20 protein-coding genes, 1 tRNA gene and 1 pseudogene are annotated in these 18,985 nt (G+C 68.9%); 8 read left to right on the top strand and 14 right to left on the bottom strand.

The annotated features are described in order from the left end of the window. Nucleotides 1-175 precede the first annotated feature (175 nt). The 3 genes from ACL03H_RS14340 to dusB form a co-directional block, all read right to left on the bottom strand. Complete coding sequence (locus ACL03H_RS14340; protein WP_412811707.1) at nt 176-1,066, bottom strand: GGDEF domain-containing protein; 891 nt, start codon at nt 1,064-1,066, stop codon at nt 176-178. Nucleotides 1,067-1,328: 262 nt separating this feature from the next. Next, a complete protein-coding gene (locus ACL03H_RS14335) occupies nt 1,329-1,754 on the bottom strand; it encodes a hypothetical protein (protein WP_412811706.1) in 426 nt (141 codons plus the stop codon). 7 nt (nt 1,755-1,761) lie between these two features. Then, nucleotides 1,762-2,910, bottom strand: a complete 1,149-nt coding sequence (gene dusB, locus ACL03H_RS14330) for a tRNA dihydrouridine synthase DusB (protein WP_412811789.1) — start codon at nt 2,908-2,910, stop codon at nt 1,762-1,764. A 126-nt stretch (nt 2,911-3,036) separates the two neighbouring features. Here dusB and ACL03H_RS14325 point away from each other — a divergent pair. Continuing rightward, nucleotides 3,037-3,112 (top strand) — tRNA-Lys (locus ACL03H_RS14325). 157 nt (nt 3,113-3,269) lie between these two features. Here the strand turns inward: ACL03H_RS14325 and ACL03H_RS14320 are convergent. Both ACL03H_RS14320 and ACL03H_RS14315 read right to left on the bottom strand, forming a co-directional pair. Further along, the gene (locus ACL03H_RS14320) at nt 3,270-3,506 is read right to left on the bottom strand and encodes a tyrosine-type recombinase/integrase (protein WP_412811705.1); all 237 of its coding nucleotides are present in this window, start codon (nt 3,504-3,506) and stop codon (nt 3,270-3,272) included. 373 nt (nt 3,507-3,879) lie between these two features. Beyond that, nucleotides 3,880-4,212, bottom strand: a pseudogene (locus ACL03H_RS14315) (hypothetical protein); the annotation flags it as partial. A 209-nt stretch (nt 4,213-4,421) separates the two neighbouring features. Between ACL03H_RS14315 and ACL03H_RS14310 the strand changes: the two are divergent. Further along, nucleotides 4,422-5,471, top strand: a complete 1,050-nt coding sequence (locus ACL03H_RS14310) for a BstXI family restriction endonuclease (protein WP_412811704.1) — start codon at nt 4,422-4,424, stop codon at nt 5,469-5,471. On the opposite strand, the gene ACL03H_RS14305 is transcribed toward ACL03H_RS14310, so the two are convergent. Both ACL03H_RS14305 and ACL03H_RS14300 read right to left on the bottom strand, forming a co-directional pair. After that, nucleotides 5,445-6,533, bottom strand: a complete 1,089-nt coding sequence (locus ACL03H_RS14305; RefSeq protein ID WP_412811703.1) for a DNA-methyltransferase — start codon at nt 6,531-6,533, stop codon at nt 5,445-5,447. The genes ACL03H_RS14310 and ACL03H_RS14305 overlap by 27 nt on opposite strands. Nucleotides 6,534-7,678: 1,145 nt before the next feature. Beyond that, complete coding sequence (locus ACL03H_RS14300; RefSeq protein WP_412811702.1) at nt 7,679-7,819, bottom strand: hypothetical protein; 141 nt, start codon at nt 7,817-7,819, stop codon at nt 7,679-7,681. A gap of 505 nt (nt 7,820-8,324) precedes the next feature. On the opposite strand from ACL03H_RS14300, the gene ACL03H_RS14295 reads away from it, so the two are divergent. Next, nucleotides 8,325-9,296 (top strand): ferritin-like domain-containing protein, encoded by a 972-nt coding sequence (locus ACL03H_RS14295; RefSeq protein ID WP_412811701.1) that lies wholly within the window; start codon nt 8,325-8,327, stop codon nt 9,294-9,296. Between the two features lie 248 nt (nt 9,297-9,544). Here the strand turns inward: ACL03H_RS14295 and ACL03H_RS14290 are convergent, their stop codons facing one another. Next, nucleotides 9,545-10,111 carry a sugar O-acetyltransferase gene (locus ACL03H_RS14290; RefSeq protein ID WP_412811700.1) on the bottom strand — a complete coding sequence of 189 codons (567 nt, stop codon included), beginning with the start codon at nt 10,109-10,111 and terminating at the stop codon, nt 9,545-9,547. A gap of 124 nt (nt 10,112-10,235) precedes the next feature. Between ACL03H_RS14290 and ACL03H_RS14285 the strand changes: the two genes are divergently transcribed. Further along, on the top strand, nt 10,236-10,667 hold the full coding sequence (locus tag ACL03H_RS14285) for a VOC family protein (protein ID WP_412811699.1): 432 nt from the start codon (nt 10,236-10,238) through the stop codon (nt 10,665-10,667). Nucleotides 10,668-11,030: 363 nt separating this feature from the next. On the opposite strand, the gene ACL03H_RS14280 is transcribed toward ACL03H_RS14285, so the two are convergent. The 3 genes from ACL03H_RS14280 to ACL03H_RS14270 form a co-directional block, all read right to left on the bottom strand. Continuing rightward, a complete protein-coding gene (locus ACL03H_RS14280) occupies nt 11,031-11,804 on the bottom strand; it encodes a Crp/Fnr family transcriptional regulator (protein WP_412811698.1) in 774 nt (257 codons plus the stop codon). A 252-nt stretch (nt 11,805-12,056) separates the two neighbouring features. After that, nucleotides 12,057-12,857, bottom strand: a complete 801-nt coding sequence (locus ACL03H_RS14275; RefSeq protein ID WP_412811697.1) for a Rossmann-fold NAD(P)-binding domain-containing protein — start codon at nt 12,855-12,857, stop codon at nt 12,057-12,059. Then, nucleotides 12,854-13,294 (bottom strand): nuclear transport factor 2 family protein, encoded by a 441-nt coding sequence (locus ACL03H_RS14270; RefSeq protein ID WP_412811696.1) that lies wholly within the window; start codon nt 13,292-13,294, stop codon nt 12,854-12,856. Before ACL03H_RS14270 ends, ACL03H_RS14275 begins: the two co-directional genes overlap by 4 nt. 130 nt (nt 13,295-13,424) lie before the next feature. Between ACL03H_RS14270 and ACL03H_RS14265 the strand changes: the two genes are divergently transcribed. Both ACL03H_RS14265 and ACL03H_RS14260 read left to right on the top strand, forming a co-directional pair. Then, nucleotides 13,425-14,279 (top strand): helix-turn-helix transcriptional regulator, encoded by an 855-nt coding sequence (locus ACL03H_RS14265; protein WP_412811695.1) that lies wholly within the window; start codon nt 13,425-13,427, stop codon nt 14,277-14,279. A gap of 77 nt (nt 14,280-14,356) precedes the next feature. After that, the gene (locus ACL03H_RS14260) at nt 14,357-14,980 is read left to right on the top strand and encodes a phosphatase PAP2 family protein (RefSeq protein ID WP_412811694.1); all 624 of its coding nucleotides are present in this window, start codon (nt 14,357-14,359) and stop codon (nt 14,978-14,980) included. A gap of 3 nt (nt 14,981-14,983) precedes the next feature. On the opposite strand, the gene ACL03H_RS14255 is transcribed toward ACL03H_RS14260, so the two are convergent. Next, nucleotides 14,984-16,111: a DUF418 domain-containing protein gene (locus tag ACL03H_RS14255; protein WP_412811693.1), complete on the bottom strand. Its 1,128-nt coding sequence runs from the start codon at nt 16,109-16,111 to the stop codon at nt 14,984-14,986. Nucleotides 16,112-16,208: 97 nt separating this feature from the next. Here ACL03H_RS14255 and ACL03H_RS14250 point away from each other — a divergent pair, with 97 nt between their 5' ends. Further along, nucleotides 16,209-16,808 carry a TetR/AcrR family transcriptional regulator gene (locus ACL03H_RS14250; protein WP_412811692.1) on the top strand — a complete coding sequence of 200 codons (600 nt, stop codon included), beginning with the start codon at nt 16,209-16,211 and terminating at the stop codon, nt 16,806-16,808. Nucleotide 16,809: 1 nt separating this feature from the next. Here ACL03H_RS14250 and ACL03H_RS14245 read toward each other — a convergent pair whose 3' ends face one another. Then, nucleotides 16,810-17,430, bottom strand: a complete 621-nt coding sequence (locus tag ACL03H_RS14245) for a YigZ family protein (RefSeq protein ID WP_412811691.1) — start codon at nt 17,428-17,430, stop codon at nt 16,810-16,812. 185 nt (nt 17,431-17,615) lie between these two features. Here ACL03H_RS14245 and ACL03H_RS14240 point away from each other — a divergent pair, with 185 nt between their 5' ends. Continuing rightward, a complete protein-coding gene (locus ACL03H_RS14240) occupies nt 17,616-17,816 on the top strand; it encodes a hypothetical protein (protein ID WP_412811690.1) in 201 nt (66 codons plus the stop codon). Between the two features lie 39 nt (nt 17,817-17,855). Here the strand turns inward: ACL03H_RS14240 and ACL03H_RS14235 are convergent, their stop codons facing one another. Beyond that, complete coding sequence (locus ACL03H_RS14235) at nt 17,856-18,968, bottom strand: 5-methyltetrahydropteroyltriglutamate--homocysteine S-methyltransferase (protein ID WP_412811689.1); 1,113 nt, start codon at nt 18,966-18,968, stop codon at nt 17,856-17,858. Between the last annotated feature and the right edge of the window lie 17 nt (nt 18,969-18,985).

Below are 18,985 nucleotides of genomic sequence, written 5' to 3'. Positions count from 1 at the left end.
TCAACGCTTCCGAGATAGTACGGCCGGACGCCCGAACTGACGATAGTGGGCGACAATTTCTTCACAATCAGTGCACGATTCCCTGTGAATGCCTGCATCAGCGGCCAGCCGTGTGACATGGACTGACCGGCGCATACACCGTCAGTAGGCACTTCACGTTCGAATGCGATCGCCGTCAGTAACCGAGCAACCTGGCTCCGGTCCGGCGTTCCTCGCCCAGGCCCGCGATGCGGACCTCGCTCGCCGAGCGGTACGCGACGGCGTTGCGCCCGGACTGCTTCGCCGCGTACAGCAGCGCGTCCGCCCCGATCAGCTGCTGCTCGGCCGTCGCGGCCGGGGAGGCGTGCTGGCCGGTCCCCGTCTCGTGCGCCATGCCGATGCTCACGGTCACCCGCAGCCCCGGGGCGAGCTGGGTCCACGGGTACCGCTCGATGCGGATGCGGGCCGCCTCGCACACCGCGACCGCCCGGGCGGCGTCGATGGTCGGCAGCACGAGCACGAACTCCTCGCCGCCGTAGCGCGCGCAGAACGAACCGGAGGGCAGCGCCTCCTGCAGCAGCTCCACGACCCGCTGCAGCACCCGGTCCCCCAGCAGGTGCCCGTAGGTGTCGTTGACCTGCTTGAACCAGTCCAGGTCGACCAGCCCGACGGCGAGTCCGCCGGTGCCGTCCACGGCCAGCAGGTCGGCGAGGCGCTCGTCCAGGTAGCGGCGGTTGTAGCTGGCGGTGAGGCTGTCCCGCAGGCTCTGCTCGCGCGCCTCGGCGTGCTCGCGGCGCAGCCGGTTCACCTCGTGCCGCAGCTGCTCCGGGACTCGCGGCGTGTCCTCGGTGGAGAGGAGGTCCAGGGCGGAGCGCAGGTGGTGGTAGGCCTGTCGCCACTGGCCGCGGGAGGCGAGCAGTGCGGCGATCGACTCGTGCAGCTCCACCATCCCGCCCTCGTTGGCGAGGTCGTGGCGCGTGCGCCGGGGGCCGAGGTCCGGTGGTGGTGCCGGCGCGGGGCACAGCGAGCGCGCGACGTCTTCGCGCAGCGGTTCGGGTCCGGCGACACCGTCGCGCAATCCGGTCATCGCTGTCACCTCCCGTCCGTGGTGTCGTCGGCTCCGGCGGGTCGCTTGAGGCGCCGGGACGCGCGTACTCGGGAATTCGCTCATCCGGCTTACCAGCCTTTGCTCCGAATTGGTGAGTGCGTCTCACGTAGCCGGGCTGTCTTGGTGTGTACCGGGCCAGGAGATCGGGTGGAAGCGAAACGGTGCCTCCCCACCCGCACGGACGAACAGGTGGGGGCGTGTTCCCGGTCACGGCTGCGCACGTCGTGGTTCTCCGTCCGGGTCATGGGGCCTCGCCGGGGCAGGGCGCGAACCCGTGCACCCGCCCGTCGAGCAGCACCAGGTGCTGCGTTCCGATCTGCCTGCCGATGATCGCGCCCCGCTCGCGGACCGTTACTTCCACGCCCACCGCCCAGATCTCGCCGCGCGGGGGCCCGGTGCGGTCCGGGGCGAAGCCGGGATCGCGGCGCAGCGTGCTCAGCGCCGGGTCCAGCTCCACGGTGAGCCCGTCGAGTTCGCACGTGAGGTCCCGGTAGTCGGGGTGCTGGGTGCGGGCGAAGAAGTCCTGCTGCCGCGAGGCCCCCGCCCGCGCCGCGGCGTTGTTCGCGTCGAAGTGCGCGCGGACCTGCTGCGGCCACGTCGGCGCTTGCGGCGCGCTGGCACAACTCGCCAGCGCGCACGCCGCGAGGCACAGGAGTGCGCTGCGCATCCCCGCGTCAGCCGCCGCTGTGGTCGACCTCGGCGCCGGCGGGGACGCAGCGGTCTTCGGGGTCGTCGAGCCAGCCCTCCGGCAGCACGACCTTGCCCGCGGATCCCTGCCGCCCGCGAGGGCCTTCGGCTTCGGAGGGGAACGGCACGTCCGGGTCCAGGTCGGCCAGCAGGTCGTCGAGCTCCGCGAGGGTGGACACCATCCCGAACCGCTGCCGCAGGTCGGAGCCGACGGGGAAGCCGCGCAGGTACTGCGCCATGTGCTTGCGCAGGTCGCGAACGCCCTTCTGCTCGCCCATGTGCTCGCTCAGCAGTTCGCCGTGCCGGCGCAGCACCCGGCAGACCTCGCCGAGGTTCGGGCCCGGCGGGATCTCGCGACCCGCGAACGCGGCCTGCAGGTCGCGGAACAGCCACGGCCGTCCCAGGCAGCCGCGGCCGACGACGACGCCGTCGCATCCGGTCTCGGCACGCATCCGCAAGGCGTCGTCGGCGCTGAAGATGTCGCCGTTGCCCAGCACCGGGATGCTGCGGACGGTCTCCTTCAAGCGGGTGATCGTCGACCAGTCGGCGGTCCCCGAGTAGCGCTGCGCCGCGGTCCGCGCGTGCAGCGCCACCGCCGCCGCCCCCGAGGCCTCCGCGATCCGGCCCGCGTCCAGGTAGGTGAGGTGCTCGTCGTCGATGCCGATGCGGAACTTCACGGTCACCGGGATGCCCGCGGGCTCGGCGGCGCGCACGGCAGCGGTGACGATGTCCTCGAACAGCCGCCGCTTGTAGGGCAGCGCGGAGCCCCCGCCCTTCCGGGTGACCTTCGGCACCGGGCAGCCGAAGTTCATGTCCACGTGATCGGCCAGGTCCTCGTCCACGATCATCCGGACGGCCTGCCCCATCGTCACCGGATCGACCCCGTACAGCTGCATCGACCGGGGCCGCTCATCGGCGTCGAACGTGATCATCTGCATGGTCTGCGGATGCCGCTCCACCAGCGCCCGGCTGGTGATCATCTCGCAGACGTAGAGCCCGGCGCCGTACTCCCGGCACAACCGGCGGAACGCCACGTTCGTGATCCCGGCCATCGGCGCGAGCACCACCGGCGGATCCACCGCGTGCGGCCCGATCCGCAACGAGGTCTGCGGCGGGCGTCCAGCGGTCGGCACCATCGAATCGAGCACGGTCACTCCGTCATTGTCCCTGATGCCGCACCCCCGCTCGCCGTCCCCGTGCCCCCGCACCGGCCTGAGCCCGGCGTCGCACGAGATCACCGCGCCCTTGTACGCTGACTCGGCGGGGCGTTAGCTCAACTGGCAGAGCAACGGACTTTTAATCCGTGGGTTCTGGGTTCGATCCCCAGGCGCCCCACCAACACCGCAGGTCAGAGTGTCGTTCGGTTCTCGGATCAAGATCGCATCCACACAGAACCCACATGAAACTACTGTGACTCTTTAGCGAAGGCGGCTTCGAGCGCGGTCGCCGCGTCTCGGCTGACCGTCTTCCGAGCCATGTAGACGTCCTGGGTGAGCTACGGCCGCGAGTGGCCGAGCTGGTCGGCAACGAGCCGCGGAGTCAGCCCCGCTTCGTCCAGGATGGTCGCCGCGGTCTTCCGGAACACGTGTGAGGTCACCCACGCGAATCCTTCGCTTCCGCGGGCGTCGCGGAGATCGCGAAGAGTGTTCGACGGGTCGCGGAGTCCGCCGATGCTGTCCGGGAAGATCGGCCCGTCTTTGTCCTCGGCGAGGTAGTAGCGCCGCCGGAGCATGTCGACGGCCCAAGAGGGGCAGCGTCCGTTCCCCCGCGCTGGTTTTGGTGGGCTTGCGAATCAACCCCTTCCCCCTCCGCCGAGCCACGGTGAAGTTCACCGCGACCGTTCCGGCCGTCAGGTCGAGATCGGGCCAGCACGCGGCCAGCGCCTCACCGATGCGGACTCCGGTGGCGAGCATGAAGCGGGACAGGTCCGGCAGATCTTTCCGAGAAGCGACCTCATCGGCTTCGAGCTGGGCCAGCCAAAGCTGACGTTCCTCCAAGGTCAGCGCACGCGGAGTCTTTCGCCGACCACCCTCGATCCGTGTCGTTTCGCGGGTCGGGTTGGCACCCAAAGCGCCATGCCGGACGGCCAGGCCCAACACGTTGGAGACGATCGTTCGAGCGGTCTTCGCGGTAGCCGTGCCCGTGTTCTGGCGGAGTGTGATCAAGAAGGCGTCAACGCGGGGCACCGTGACCTCCCGAACGCGGAGTTCCGCGAGTGCGGGAAGCACGTGGCGGTCAAGGGCGGCCCCTGCGGGGCCGCCTGCCGCGGTATGCGAGCTCGGGCCAGGTCGGCCGCCGGCCGGGCGTGCGGCCTGGCGGCCGGTCCCGGCGCGTCGCCCGACGACCTGAGCGCGAAGCGGAAGGCAGGCGGCCAGGAACCAGCGGAGGGCCGCCGAGAAGTCGAAGGACGTGAATAGCAACCAGGCCCCGTCGGACATGTTCGCTCCTGGGCGAGCCTTGATAAACAGTGCTGGGCGCGTTGCCGAGCCGGTCACCTTCAGTGGTCCGGCTGGCGAGCCCCCATCGGCACCAAGGTGGTCGCCTGCTTGTGGCTGGGGCATAGCTACTCAGACTACCGAGTCGACAGCAGACGCTAAGTGATGACACTGTCGATTACCGTGCGACTATCAATGGATACTATTGGAGCATGTCGCCTTCACGGCCCGCGAAAGTAAAGTTGCCGCACCTCCCGCAACTCGTACGTAGCAAATTGGACAAAGTCAACTACACCAGAGGGGCAAGTAACCGCGAACTTTTCCAGAATCGAGTCAGCAGAAATAACCGGGTGCTAATCAACTGGGAATCATGGAGTCTCTGCAAGTTTCCGGACGATGAAACTGAAGAGTACGAAAAGGGGTTCTGTGTACTAGTTAGCCCATCGTGGTATTTCGAGAACCCCAATGCAGACGAAGAACTCGCGGCCGAGGGCATCGAAATCGGAACTAATGCCGTGATCTTTTTTCAACGTAGACAGGACTGGGAGGTTTATAGTCCCAAAGGAGGAGTACTTTCGAACGGAAAAGAGTTCACCCCGGCAAACTCGCGAGAGAATCCCGTGGGGGGAACCTATTGCGCCCGGATTCACGCTACAGTCTCGGATGGTGCTACTTCTATAGAAGAGGGCTTCAATAGTAACAAAACTCGCGGCGCAGGAATTCGGGTTTACGAGTATGCTTCGTCGCAGACAATGGCTGACGCAGAGTTACAGTTAGAGGCCATGCTCTGGCATTGTTACGATGCCGAAGAAGTAATGATTGACGAGAACATGTCACCAATCGATGTCAGCTTGCGGAAAGGGCATCAATTAGAAGAAGCCCGACAGCGGGGTCTTCTCAACATTGAACGACTACAGACCGTTCGAATGATAGACCGAGAGTCGAACACCGTCTGTCCACTGTGCCTGGAGAGGATCTCCGCAACCGATTTCTTCAAACGATCAAAGCAGGCAGATGGTCGCGAAACATACGACCTCACAACCACCGAAATCAGCCTATTTCACATTCAGGAACTCCGAGTTGGAAATTTGCTCCATAAATCGTACAATCTCGGCTGGGGGCATCATTTCTGCAATGTTGTTGCTAAAGACGCTGGTATTATTCCCACTCTCAAATGGATGAAGAGCGTGCTCGACAATCAACCGCAAGACGAAACTATGGATGAAGCGAAGCATTCAGTCGAACAAGCTGTCGAGGGCTAGTTCTCGTTTGCTCATGTGGTGTATGCGGCGCGGCTCTTGGTACTGATCGTCGATCTTGGCATTGGTGATCTCGTGAGCCGCCCGCTTCACCCAGTCCTCGTCGAGTTCCATACACACAGAGCGCCTTCCTAGACGCACAGCCGCAACACCGGTCGATCCCGAACCGGCGAAGCAATCAAGCACAATATCGCCGGGATAACTCGAAGATCGGATCATATGCATCAACATATCTTGAGGTTTCTCCGCAGGATGTTTTCCGGCGAACGGGCGGACGCTCATAAAATCCCAGACATCGGTGAACTCAACGTCTTTGTTTACTTGCATAGGACGAACTAAATCCTCATAGTCGAGCATCTTTCCGACTTTTCCCGTCGCTTCCAGTGCTGTTGCGAGTTTGGTGTACTGTTCTGGGCTAGGGATGTTCCGTCCAGCTTCCCAGTTTGCGACGGCGCCACCACGGTTTACTCGACCGTACTCGCCAATCAGTTCGGTCAGATGAATCATCGACATTCCCGCGTTTTTCCTGCACTCCAGAAGATACTCCCCGAGTGGCGAACGACGGTATGCTTCCCATGATCCGTACGCGCCGTGTTCGAGCATGATAATTCGTTCAGAATGTGGGTACCACGTGCGAAGCGCTTCCTTTTTCATCTTCCCTTTCCAGCCGTCGTATCCAGGCTCATTTGGTTTTGTCCAGGTAATTTGTGCAATGGGGCGGAAATATTTCGAAAGGAGAACTTCAAGACGTGCCGACATCTGGGACGAGCAGAATACGTATACCGTTCCGCTCATCTTAAGTACGCGCTTCCATTCGGAAGCGAACTTCTCTATCCACTCGAGGAAGTTTTCGTCTTCTTCAAACGAACGGTCGCCGCGGATGTTGGCCTTCTTGGTGGAGTGGTAAGGAGGATCCGTAAGGATGAGCGAAACCGAGGAATCGGGTAGGAATTTTAGCTGATCAAGACTGTCGCCCTGGGTGATGATTGCATTATTGTTTTCGTCCGCGATCGCGAAATCTAACGCCTGGCGAATCTTGGCTAGATCGGCGGCCCTGTTTGTCATCCACGTTCGCCTTCTGCTTCGAGGAACATTTGATTCAACTTGCTTCAAGCTTAGCACTCTGGATTAGGTGTCCTGTATCGGGCTTGCGGATAGATCTGATGTAGCTTTCCTTGAAGTGTGAAAGTCGGCTAGGTATATGCGTGGTGCACGAAAGCGAGTAATACACGAGTGCTGTGACGGCGAGGTCCCTCGACATCCGAATTTGAGGCGATCTCACCCGATCCGGTGAGTCGGCCAGCCACCGATGTCATGGGTGCGCATATGCCGGGGCCCGAGTCCCAAGGATGTGCGCGCTTCGGAGCTTCGCCTCCGGGGACTCGGCGGCTGCCCGAACTGACAGCTCTGTGTCGGGTGGAACCCGGGGCACTTAGGTCCACCAAACGACGTCAAACGACAGCGGACGAAGATTGACGCCGAGCGTTTGTATGAGCGAACGGCACGGTGCTATCGCCGTTGTCGGGCGACCGCAGGCGTCACATCGATTCCGTGGGTTGAGGGTTCGTGAACGTATCTCGGTGCAGACCCGAGATTGCCACTTATGGACCTCAACCGACGTCAGACGGTGACAACCGTTAAGGCCTATTTTTTTCCGATGTCCGTGCTGCAAGTGAGGGCAGGTAATAGCCGGACGACGGCAAGCGTTGATGATCTTACATACGGGATCAGCGGGTTCTCGGGTCGCCGAGGGCGTTCCTCCTGCCTGTGCCCGCAGTCCAGGGGTCCGGGGCACATGAGGCCCGCAGGCGACTCAAGACGACGACAACTGACCGATGCTTCGCGGCTGGCTACCGCGCTGGTGACCAACCGTGCCGCAGGTAGGCACCGCGACCGGAACGCTCTCCGGAGGCAGGGTTCAGCCGTGAGGGGCAAGATTCTGGTTCGCTAGGTGATCTTGAGGCCCACACCTTACCCGCACCAAACAATGAAAAAGGACGCGATAAGACGGCTTTGGTGTGCATGTGCGTTTGCAACCCCGCCTGGTAGTGGGGAACTTCGGCGGACAGCGTCAGGTGTCGGCAAACGCCGATTGGTAATCCGTGACCGCTGGGTTCGATCCCCAGGCGCCCCACCATTCCGCCTGGTCAGGCGGCCCGCGGATCTCCTCGTCTCGGGTGGTTGCCACTCGATTGCCAACCGGTCGTGAGCTACTCGCCGGAGTCCAAGAACATCAGCCCGTCCGCGCTCGTCCGAGACTGCTGGCCGCGGCCGAAGTGGACGTCCTGAGCCATCGAGACCAGCGAGTGCCCGAGCGGCTCGGCCGTGCGGCGCGCGGTGAGCCGCCGCATCGAGCAGCGTCGCCATCGTCCTGCGTGCCCCTGGCGTTCGGGAGGCGCTTCGCGCGGTCGACGTCACCCCGAGCTGGTCCGGCCGCCTGACGGCATCCGCGCGGTCGAGTCCGGCAACGCGATGTCCCGTGCGCCGCCGCTCTCATCGTGCTCGTGGCGGAGGTGCGCTGCGGACGTGCGCGGCCTCGAATCGAAGGTGTGCCGGGTACCGGCGAGAGGAACCGGACAACGGCCCCCGACCCCTTGAACGGGTGTCGCAGGTGGAGTCCTGCTGCGGGGCGGGACCGCCGATGAGAAGCCCGAGCGATCGGCCAGTTCAAGGCCGCCCCGCGGAGCCCGAGCGGCCAGCGTCACGTCGTCTGTCCGCTCTTCGGCGTGTTCCCTCCGTCGAGGCGGACCAAGCCTCGGGCTGATCCGCGACGAACCCGGTGGTCAGTCGAGATGACCATTCGGGTGGTGGCCGGGTGAGCGCGGTCGAATCCGCCGGAATGGGGGAAGGAACCACGTGTTCGGTCGGAACCAAGTCGTCAACATGATCAACCGGAGTGCGGAGAACCAGAGCGATCGGCGCCGCTTCCTGCGCAGTGCCGGGTTGGGGGGTCTCGGCGTGGTCGGGGCCGCCACCATGTCCTCAGGCGCGTTCGCTCCGGTAGCCGCCGCCGAGGAGGCGCCGAGCGATGGGGCGATCCTCAACTTCGCCCTCAACCTGGAGTACCTGGAGGCGCAGTTCTACTCCTATGCCGTGACCGGTGCGGGCCTCCCGGACAAGCTCACCGGCGGTGCGGGTGCGCGCGGTGGTGTCACGGGAGGCCGTTCCGTGCGCTTCGAGAGCAAGATGGTGCGTCAGTACGCGCAGGAGATCGCGTCGGACGAGCGGGCGCACGTGGAGTTCTTGCGCAGCGCGCTCGGGTCGGCCGCGGTGGCGCAGCCGGAGATCGACCTGCAGAACAGCTTCACCGCCGCGGCCCAGGCCGCCGGCCTCGTCCGGGACGGCGAAGCGTTCGACCCCTTCGCCAACGAGGACAACTTCCTGCTGGCTGCTTACCTGTTCGAAGATGTCGGGGTGAGCGCTTACAAGGGTGCCGCACCGCTGGTGTCGAACAAGACTTACTTGGAGGCTGCCGCTGGGATCCTCGCGGCCGAGGCCTACCACGCGGCGAACATCCGCAGCGCGCTGTACTCGAAGGACACCGGCCTGCTCGGGACGGGCCTGCTCGGCCGCGATCTCAAGGAGGCCTCGGTCAAGCTCTCGGACGCCCGCGACTCCTTGGACGGTGCCGACGACCTCGATCAGGGCGTCGTGGACGAGAACGGGCGGGCCAACATCGTGCCCACCGACCAGTTCGGCGTCACCTACAGCCGCAGCGCTGGCCAGGTGCTCAACATCGTGTACCTGACCAACAAGGAGGCGACCTCGGGAGGATTCTTCCCGCGCGGGGTCAACGGTGAGATCAACACCAGCGCCGCCAGCGGCTGACCAGTTGCCTGCAGGTCCGGTCCGGCGCAACTCGCCGGGCCGGACGTGCTGGCGAGCATCGTGGGACGGATGACCGCACGATCGCACGGCTCGGTGGGAAACTTTCGTGCGCTTGTCGTGCGCTCTTCAAGTTGGTGTTGTCGTCGGCGCTTGCTCGCGCACGTCCGCCGTGTCGCGCGGTGGGCCGCTCGCTTGGCCGCTCTCCGAGGCAGGGGCTCGCCCGCGCGGTGGCGGCTGGTGACGATCGATCATCGAGGTGGTCGGAGTGCTCGGACGGTCCGGGCCGGGTTTCCGGCGGCGAAGATCTGGGGCGGGACGTCGCGGGTGACGACGCTGCCCGCGCCGATCACGGTGTTCTCGCCGATGGTGATCCCCGGGCAGACGATCACGCCACCGCCGAGCCAGGTGTTGTCGCCGATCGTGATCGGGGCCGGGCGCTCCCAGCCCGCGCGGCGGAGTTCGTGATCGTCGAGCGGGTGCAGGGCGGTGAGCAGCTGCGCGCGGGGGCCGATCCGCACGTCCTCGCCGATCGTGATCGGGGCGTCGTCCATGAACAGCGCGTCGTGGTTGACGAAGCTGCGGGCGCCGATGCGGGTGAGGTGGCCGTAGCTGCACTGGAAGCGGGGCAGGACCGAGGCACCGGGGCCGAAGTCGCCGAGCAGGTCGCGGAGGATCTCCGCCCGCTCCGCGTCGTCGTCGGCGGCCGTCGCGTTGAACAGGTCGAGGGAGCGCTGGCAGCGGCGGCGATCCGCGGCCAAATCGGGTTCGTCGAGGTACCACTCGCCGCGCAGCATCCGTTCCTTCTGCTCACCCATGCGGAATGATCATGCCACGGTCGTGGGTGTTCCGGGTGGTGTGGAGCCAGTTCGCTCCGCCACCCGGGGGAACGTCCGCTCGTCGCGGCCGCTCCGCGCCGGTGCCGCTGGTTATCCTCCGCCGATGGAGCAGCGGATCAGCCTGATCACCCTCGGCGTCGCGGACCTCGGCCGGGCGAAGGAGTTCTACGAGAGCCTCGGCTGGCGCGGCCAAGAGCTCGAGCGGACGGTGTTCTTCCAGGCCGGTGGCAGCGCGTTCGTCCTCTGGGGCCGCGAGGAGCTCGCCGCGGACTGCGGCCTCCCGGCCGGGCGTGCCGATGCGTTCGGCGGTGTCTGCCTCGCGCACAACGTCCGCTCCCGCGCGGAGGTCGACGAGCTCATCGCGGCGGCGGCCCGGGCCGGGGCGACGATCACCAAACCCGCCGGGGAGACCTTCTACGGCGGCTACGCGGGCGTGTTCACCGACCCCGACGGCCATCCCTGGGAGATCGCCCACAACCCCGGTTTCACCCTCGCCGCGGACGGCACGCTCACCCTTCCCGACTTCACCGCCTGACGGAGCCCGGCCCCGCTGCCCGCGAACACCGCGGGCGAGGACGCCGGAGTTTAGGGATCGGGGCCGCGGCGACGGCACGACAGAGGTGGTTGCTTCCGCGACCGGGCGGCGTGCGCGCGTTGCCGCCGCTGCCCGGAGGGCGCGTTGCCCGAGCCGACCCCGATTCGACTCGGGCAACGCGCGGGTCACCGCGGCCCCCGGCGCGGTGACGATTCCGGGAATTCGCGCATCACCGCGGATGGGAACCCCTCACGCGGAAGTCCGGATCGCACCGCCCCGTTCGGTGCGAGTCGCGAACACCCGTCGTCGTGCGAGTCTCACTCTGCCGAGAAAAGCGGGAAGAGAAAACGCGCGCGTGCGGGTTCAGGAGGAATAATCTGCGATTTCTCGCAGCTTCGGCAGATCCCGCACCACGATCCGCCGGTACTGCCGCTGCACGACCCCCTGCTTGTCGAGTTCGCTGAGCGCCTTCTCGACGGTGCGCAGCCGCACCCCGGCCAGCGTCGCGAGCTCGTCGTGCTTGAGCGCCGGCCCGATCCGCCAGCAGCCGTCGGGATCCCGCTCGCCGTAGGTGTCGACGACCTCCAGCAGCACCCGGGGCACCCGCTGAGTCGCCGACAGGTTCGCGTTGTCGATCCGGCGCCGGTTCGCCCAGCGCAGCCGGGCGTTCACCATCAGGATCATCGCGATCGCCGCGTCCGAGCGCTCGCGCAGGAAGCGGTGGAAGTCCGCGGACTTGATCAGTCGTGCCCGGGTCAGCGTGCCCGCCGTGATCGTCGCGGACCTGGTCCGCCGCTCCAGGGCCGCCATCTCACCGACGAGGTCGCCGCCGAACCGGATGCCCAGCAGCGTCGCCGCTCCCGACTCCGACAGCGCCTGCACCTTCGCCGACCCGCTCAGGAGCAGCACGACGTGCGTGCTGTCATCCCCCTGGCGCAGGATCGGCTGCTCCACCTCGAAGATCACTTCGGAGCCCAGCTCGAGCAGCGCCTGCCGGGTCTCCCGGCGCAGCCGGGCGAGCAGGCTGAACTCCGGCCAGGGCGCCTGGAATGCTTCCGCGATGACCGCTCCTCCTCGATCGGCGCGAGGTTCGGTGACCGTGCGGTCGCTCTCGAATTCGGCCGGAGCGCGGTGCACTGGCGGTCGCCGGGCGACTCCCGTTCCGGGGCCGGAACCGCTCACCGCTGGCCGGGTGATCGGTGCGATCCGGCGGAAGTCCGTCACCCCCGCGGGTTTCGATTCGGCGCAGATCTTCACGAATCCGCGGAGTGCGATGGGGCATTCCGCTGAGAAGTCACTCTTTCGGACTAGGAAATGGAGAGGAATGGCGCATTCCTCTCCATTTCCCGCTGCGGGGCGGCGACCGCCGGACAGCGGCCGCCAACCGGCTCAGGCCAGGTGCGCGCGGACGAACTCCCGAAGCGAGCGCGGCGGACGTCCGGTGATCTCCTCGACCGCGCCGGTCACCAGGTCCTCCGCGCCGTCCGCGATGGCGCCGTAGATCTCCGCGAGCCGCCCCGCGAAGGCCGGCGGCAGCCCGGTCGCCCCGAACATCGCGGCCTGCTCCGCCACGCTCACCGGCCGGTGCCGCACCGGGCGCCCGGTCAGCCCGGTGATGAGCTCGGCGACCTCCCCGTAGGACAGCGCGCCCGGCCCGGTCAACAGGTGCTCGCCCGCTGGCGCGGGGCCGGTGAGCAGCCGTGCGGCCACGGCCGCGATGTCCTCCGCGTCGATCCAGCCGACCTTGCCGTCACCGGTGGCGCCGACCAGCTCGCCGCGCTCCCGCAGGCCCGCCGCCAGCGGGTGCTCGCCGAGCAGGTTCTGCATGAACCCGGAGGGGCGCAGCACCGCCGATTCCGGCATCTCGCGCACGGCCCGGAACAGCTCGTCCACCCCGGGCGCCGCGTCGAACGCGGAGAGGGCGCCGAGCAGCACCACCCGCCGCACCCCGGCGGCGGTGGCCTCCTCGAAGAACGGCGCGGCCAGCCGCATCGGCTCCAGGTCGGCCGGCGGCGGCACCAGGTACACCGCCCGCACGCCCGCCAAGGCGGGCCGGAAGGTCGCCGGGTCCGCCCAGTCGAACCGGACCCGCCCGGGACCGGGCTGGCGGGAGGCGACCCGGGCCTCGGGCAGCAGGCGGGACAACGGGCGGCCGGTGGTGCCGGTCCCCCCGAGCAGCAGCACGCTCACGAGTCCTCCCCCAGGTGCTCGACGAGGACGGCCAGCTCCCCGGCGGCCTTCGCCGCCAGCACCGGGCTCCAGTAGTCCCGGTAGTGCGCGATCAACCCGTCGCGCACGGTCAGCACCGCGATGTAGGGCATGACGTAGGGCTCGCCGGTGCGCACGGTCCGGCCTTCGGCGGTGAACTCGGCGATCACCGTCGCCGGATCGGCGGTCCGGTGCACGGCGTAGGCGGGGAAGCCGGTGATGTCGACGCGGTCGGGGTAGTCGGCGAGGTACTCGCGCATCCCCTCCCGCCCGTCCACGCGGGCGGGGGTGCCCGCGGCGAACGGGGCCTCGAACACGACGTCGGGGGCCAGCAGGTCGATCGCGCCGGCCATGTCCTTGGCCAGCAGCAGGGCGGTGAACCGGTCGATCACGTCGGCCGGTGCGGTCGGGGTGGACAACGGAGCTCTCCTTCGGTCGGGTGCTCGCTGCTCACTACGGTCGGCCGGACGGCGCGGCGCGGGCAGGTCCGGCTCATCCCCGGACCAGCGGTCCGTGGAGGGCGCGCCCGGGGCGTGCCAGGCTGGGCGGGTGACCAAGCGGGATCTCGGCGACTTCCTGCGCAGCAGGCGCGAGCTGCGCACCCCTGCGGCGGCGGGCCTGCCCAGCGGCCGCCACCGCCGCACCCCCGGGCTGCGGCGCGAGGAGGTCGCGGCGCTGGCCGGGGTGTCGGTGAACTACTACGAGCGGCTGGAGCAGGCCCGCGGCCCGCACCCGTCGCCGCAGGTGGTGGACGCGCTGGCGACCGCGCTCGGGTTGTCCGCGGCGGAGCGCGAACACCTGTCCCGGCTCGCCGAGCACGCCCCGAGCGGCCCCGCGCCCTCGGACGAGGTGCCGGAACCGGTGCGGCTGCTGCTGGAGCGGATCGGGCCGGTGCCCGCCTACGTGCTCAACGCCCGGCACGACGTGCTCGCCTGGAACCCGGCCGCCGCCGCGCTGCTGCTGGACTTCGCCGCGCTGCCCCCCTCCGAGCGCAACATCCTCCGGTTGTCGATGAGCGGCGGACCGCTGTGCTGCGAATCGACCGGGGACGGGTTCACCCGGCACGTCGCCTCGGAGCTGCGGCAGGCGGTGGGGCGCCATCCAGCGGACGAGCGGCTGCGCGAGCTGGTGCGGGACCTGGCCGCGCACAGCGCGGAGTTCGCGGCGCACTGGCGAGAGCAGGAGCTCGGCCCCGCGAGCGTGGTGCACAAGCGGCTCCGGCACCCGGAGCTGGGTCTGGTGGAGGTCGACCTCCAGGAGCTGCGGACGGCCGGGCACGATCACCGGGTGGTGCTGGTGACCGCCGAGCCCGGTTCCGCCTCGGCGGCGAAGCTCGCGGCGCTGCTGCCTGCGGACCCGCGTCCGGAGCCCGGGGCGCGGCCGCACCTGCGCGCCGTCCGGTGAGCGGTCGCCGCCGCCCCCTCCTCGGGTGATCATGGTGTTGCCGGGCCGGTCCGGCGGGGAGCCGAGGGGGAGTCGCAGTGGCCGACGTCGACACCAGGACGGGCGCGGAGCCCGGAACGCGGACCGCGGATCGGGTCGCCCGGGTCCTCACCGAGGTGTGCTCGCCCGCGGTGATCGTGCTGCTGCTGCCGATCGCGGTGGCCTGGAGCGCGACGCGCTCCCCGGGGAGCGCGCTGGGTTGGGGGGTGCTGGTGGCGCTGACCAGCAGCGTGCTGCCGATGGCCGGCATCGTGGCGGGAGCCCGGATGGGCTGGTGGGACGGCCACCACGTGCGCAATCGGGAGGGCCGGTTGATCCCGTTCGCGCTGCTGATCGTGCTCAGCGCGCTGGGCGTGGTGGTGCTGGCGAGGGCCGGAGCGCCCCGGCTCGTGCTGGCGCTGGACGTCGCGATGCTCTCCGCGCTGCTCGTGGTCGGCCTCATCACCGTGTGGTGGAAGGTCTCGGTGCACACCGCCGTCGCGGCGGGCGCGGTGGCGATCCTGGCGGTGGTGTACTCGGCGTGGCTGCTGCTGCTGTGGCTGCCGACGCTGGCCGTGGGGTGGTCCCGGGTGCGCCTCGGCGACCACACCCCGGCGCAGGCCCTGGTGGGGGCGTTCGTGGGCGTGATCGCGGGTGGGGCCGGCTACCTGCTGGTGGTGTGATCGTCAGGACCGCTGCGGGGCGAGGTGGGCCCGGTGCCAGACCAGCTCCAGCGGCCCCCGGTCGAAGCGGCGCAGCCACCACGTCGAGCCCAGCACCAGCGCACCCGACACGGCCGCCCACAGCCCGACCGGCCACCACGGCCGGTGCTCGTCGAGCAGCGCGGCCAGCCCGAACCCCCAGCCGTAGCAGAGCACCGCGCCGAGCAGGTTCTGCCCGACGTAGCAGGACAGCGCGGTGCGCCCGACGGCCGTGAGCCCGGCCTGCACCCGTCCGCCCGAGGGGCGGCGCACCACGATCGTGCAGATCAGCCCGAGCAGCCCGAGTCCGACGAACGGCGGCAGCGCGTAGCGGTCCACCAGGAACCACTGCGGCCCGGAGAGGGCGCTGAGCAGGTTCAGCGGCAGCGCGACGCCGAATCCGCCCGCCATCAGCCGGTTCCGCAGCCGCTGCCCGCGCGCGTCGGCGTCGAAGGCGCCCGCGCGGCGCAGCCGCGAGCCGACCAGGAACATCGCGATCGACATCGGGATGATGAACACGACCTCCAGCCGGTACTCCGCGAAGCCGTGCAGGCGCGCGCCGACCTGCTCCAGGTACCCGCCGTCGGTGAACAGCGCCGAGCCGGGGCCGGTCGGCGAGGCTCCCGAGCTCAGCAGCAGCGCGGTGCCCAGCCCCACGAGCAGCAGGTGCGCGGCGGCGCAGCCCGCGATCCACGCGCGCACCGCGCGATCGTCGCGCCCGACGAGGTGGGCGACGATCACGGCGGTCACCGCGTAGCTCATCAGGACGTCGAACTCGAAGATCAGCACGTAGTGCAGCAGCCCCTCGACCAGCAGCAGCGCGGAGCGCCACAGGTACCAACCCGGCCAGCGCCGCCCCCGGCGCAGCGCGGAGCGGTGCTGCAACTCCAGTCCCACGCCGAACACGAGGGTGAGCAGCGCCAGGAACTTCCCGTTCGCCAGGAACAGCAGCAGCGAGCCGACGGGACCGTCGCCCCCGAGCGCCCCGGTCGGGCCGGCGGGATCGCTGAAGATCCAGACGTTGGAGCCGAAGGTGCCGAGGACGGCGACCCCGCGCACCACGTCGAGGGTGTCGATCCGGTGGCCCGCCGGCGCGAGCGGTGTGGTCGCCATGCTGTTCCCCCAGGGCAGAGCTTTTACAATGCAGATGCACGATAAACAGTTGCCCGGGGCTGTTGCAATGCAGCTGCATGAAAAAGAGGGGTGAGGCGTGCCCAAGCAGGTCGACCACGAGCAGCGGCGCAGGCAGATCGCCGAGGCGCTGCTGCGGCTGGCGGGCAGCGGCGGCGTGGAGGCGGTCACCCTGCGCGACGTCGCCGCCGAGGCCGGGATCTCGATGGGCTCCGTGCAGCACTACTTCCGCGGCAAGGAGCAGATGCTGCACTTCGCGGTCCAGCACGTGAACGACCGCGCCGCCGCCCGCGTGCGCGCCCGCCTCGATGCCGACCCCGGCGGCGGATCCGCCCGCACCGCGGTGCGGGCGGTCCTGGTGGAGATGCTCGCGCTGTCCCCGGAGAGCCGGGAGGAGTACCTGGTCTCGGTCGCGTTCTTCCTGCGCGCGCTGGCCGAACCCGACCTCGCCGCGCTGTACCGCCGGTGGTGGCCGCAGCTGGAGGAGTGGATCGTCGAGCTGCTCGGCGCCGCCCAGCGGAGCGGGGAGATCGGGCCGGACCGGGACCTGGCGAAGGAGGCCCGGATCCTGCTCGCCGTGCCCGACGGCCTCTCCGTCGGGCTGCTGCTCGGACACCACTCGCCCGAGGGCTCGGTGGAGCTGCTCGACTACGCGCTGGACCGGCTGTTCGAGTCGTGAGTCAGAGCGGGACCTCGGCGTGCACCAGCTCCCCGCGCACGGGCTCCGCCGCGCCGCCGGTGGTCTCGGCCAGCCACCGCTCGAACGCGCCGACCTCGGCCTCCGGGATCCGCAGCACGAACCGGACCCGCTCCCCGTAGTCCACATCGGACACCGAGAAGCCCTGCGACCGCAGGTCGTTCTCCAGCCTGCCCGCCAGCGAGTGCTCCGCCGTGGTCGACACCAGGCGCATCGGCCGCAGCTCCGCGAGCCCCACGTGCTCCAGGGCCGCCGAGACCGCGCCGCCGTAGGCCCGGACCAGGCCACCCGCGCCGAGCAGCGTGCCGCCGAAGTAGCGGGAGACGACCGCGACCGCGCCGGTGATCTCGTGGTGCCGCAGCACCTCCAGCATCGGCGCCCCGGCGGTGCCCGCGGGCTCCCCGTCGTCGTTGGAGCGCTGGGTGCGGCCGTCGGCGTCGAGCACGTAGGCCGAGCAGTGGTGCCGCGCGTCGTGGTGCAGCCGCCGCCGCTGCGCGATGAACTCCCGGGCCCCCTCCTCCGAGTCGGCGCGGGACAGCGCGCACAGGAACCGGGACCGCTTGATCTCCAGCTCGAACTCCCCTGATCGCCGGATGGTGCGCACCCGCGGCTCCTTCCCGTTCGCAACGCTTCTACCTGCGACAACAGTGACGTCAATCACCTGGAACGGGCCCGTGGGCCGGTTCCGGTCCCGCCGCCGGATCCGATACCGCAGGTCACGGTCTTCACCGCCACGTCACTCGGACGCGGTTTTCCGTTCCGCTCCGGAGGCACGTAACGTCCACCCCCATGGAGCAGTCATCGAGTCCGCTGGAGCCTGGCACCCGGGTGCGTGCCTCGTTCGGCCGGTTCCGCGATCAGGTCGGCACGGTGGTGGAGACGGCGTCGGGTCTTCCCGAGGTCTTCGACGGCCCAGTGCTGTGGGTCCGGTTCGACGGCGACGAGGAGCCGGGGCTGGTCGCGGGCCGCTTCCTCGAAGCAGCCGCCTGATCATCGCGGGCGCGCCGCGCCCGCACGCATCGGGGGCGGTCAGCCCCACACCTGCTGCGCGGTCCGCACGACCAGCCGCAGCTTCGCCACCTGCTGCTCGTAGCTCAGCGCGTTCCCCTCCCGGGTGGAGGCGAAACCGCACTGCGGCGACAGGCACAGCTGGTCCAGGTCGACGTACCGCGCGGCCTCGTCGATTCGTCGCCGGAGGTCGTCGGAGGACTCCAGCTCGCCGCTCTTGGTGGTCACCAGCCCCAGCACGACGAGCTTGCCCTTCGGCACGAAGCGCAGCGGCTCGAAGCCGCCGGAGCGCTCGTCGTCGAACTCCAGGAAGAACCCGTCCACCTCGAGCCCGCCGAACACCGCCTCGGCGACGTGCTCGTAGCCGCCCTTGGCCATCCAGGACGAGCGGTAGTTGCCCCGGCACAGGTGCGTGGTCACCGCCATCGAGGCGGGCCGCTCCCGGATCGAGTCGTTGATCAGCTCGACGGTCCGCTCGTGCTCGTGCGCGGGGTCCCCGCCGGCCGCCGCGATCCGCTCGCGCTGCGCCGGGTCGTTCAGGTAGGCGAGGCCGGTGTCGTCGAGCTGCAGGTAGTGGCAGCCGAGCCCGGCCAGCCCGCGCACCTGGTCGCGGTAGGCGGCCGCGAGGTCGGCCCGGAACTCGGCGAGGTCCGGGTAGACCTCCCGGTCCACCTCCGCCCGGCCCCGCAGCATTCCCGGGGACGGGATGGTGATCTTCGGCGTCGCGGTGCTGACGCGGTCGGCCAGCGCGGTGAACGCCTCCTCGAAGATCGTGCGTTCCAGGCCGATCCGGCCGTCGACCCGCAGCTGCGGGGCGTGGAACTCGACGTCCCCGCCTTCGTTCCGGAAGCGCATGGTCAGCTCGCCGTCCTGGGCCGGGGTGACGCCCCGCAGCTCGCGCAGGAAGTCGAGGTGCCACGAATCGCGGCGGAACTCGCCGTCGGTGGCGCTGAAGAGGCCGACCTCCTCCTGCATGGCGACCACGTCGGTGATCGCCTCGTCCTCGATCCGGGTGAGTTCGGCGGTGTCGAGGCGGCCCGCGGCGTGCTCGTCGCGGGCGGCGAGCAGGTGGGGCGGGCGGAGCAGGCTGCCGACGTGATCGGCGCGGAAGGGCGGGGCTACGCGGGGGCTCATGCCCCCGCAACCTACTT

The organism is Saccharopolyspora antibiotica (assembly GCF_047200635.1).
GTDB lineage: Bacteria > Actinomycetota > Actinomycetes > Mycobacteriales > Pseudonocardiaceae > Saccharopolyspora_C.
Note: the sequence above shows the minus strand (reverse complement) of the source record. Positions and strands in the feature narration are given on the sequence as shown.

Coding starts and splice junctions, on each gene's coding strand:
- ACL03H_RS14335 (WP_412811706.1), bottom strand. CDS start 1,754: ATGCGCAGCGCACTCCTGTGCCTCGCGGCGTGCGCGCTGGCGAGTTGT.
- ACL03H_RS14310 (WP_412811704.1), top strand. CDS start 4,422: ATGTCGCCTTCACGGCCCGCGAAAGTAAAGTTGCCGCACCTCCCGCAA.
- ACL03H_RS14305 (WP_412811703.1), bottom strand. CDS start 6,533: ATGACAAACAGGGCCGCCGATCTAGCCAAGATTCGCCAGGCGTTAGAT.
- ACL03H_RS14235 (WP_412811689.1), bottom strand. CDS start 18,968: ATGAGCCCCCGCGTAGCCCCGCCCTTCCGCGCCGATCACGTCGGCAGC.
- ACL03H_RS14300 (WP_412811702.1), bottom strand. CDS start 7,819: ATGCGGCGGCTCACCGCGCGCCGCACGGCCGAGCCGCTCGGGCACTCG.
- ACL03H_RS14290 (WP_412811700.1), bottom strand. CDS start 10,111: ATGGGTGAGCAGAAGGAACGGATGCTGCGCGGCGAGTGGTACCTCGAC.
- ACL03H_RS14320 (WP_412811705.1), bottom strand. CDS start 3,506: ATGCTCCGGCGGCGCTACTACCTCGCCGAGGACAAAGACGGGCCGATC.
- ACL03H_RS14255 (WP_412811693.1), bottom strand. CDS start 16,111: ATGGCGACCACACCGCTCGCGCCGGCGGGCCACCGGATCGACACCCTC.
- dusB (WP_412811789.1), bottom strand. CDS start 2,910: ATGGTGCCGACCGCTGGACGCCCGCCGCAGACCTCGTTGCGGATCGGG.
- ACL03H_RS14340 (WP_412811707.1), bottom strand. CDS start 1,066: ATGACCGGATTGCGCGACGGTGTCGCCGGACCCGAACCGCTGCGCGAA.
- ACL03H_RS14285 (WP_412811699.1), top strand. CDS start 10,236: ATGGAGCAGCGGATCAGCCTGATCACCCTCGGCGTCGCGGACCTCGGC.
- ACL03H_RS14240 (WP_412811690.1), top strand. CDS start 17,616: ATGGAGCAGTCATCGAGTCCGCTGGAGCCTGGCACCCGGGTGCGTGCC.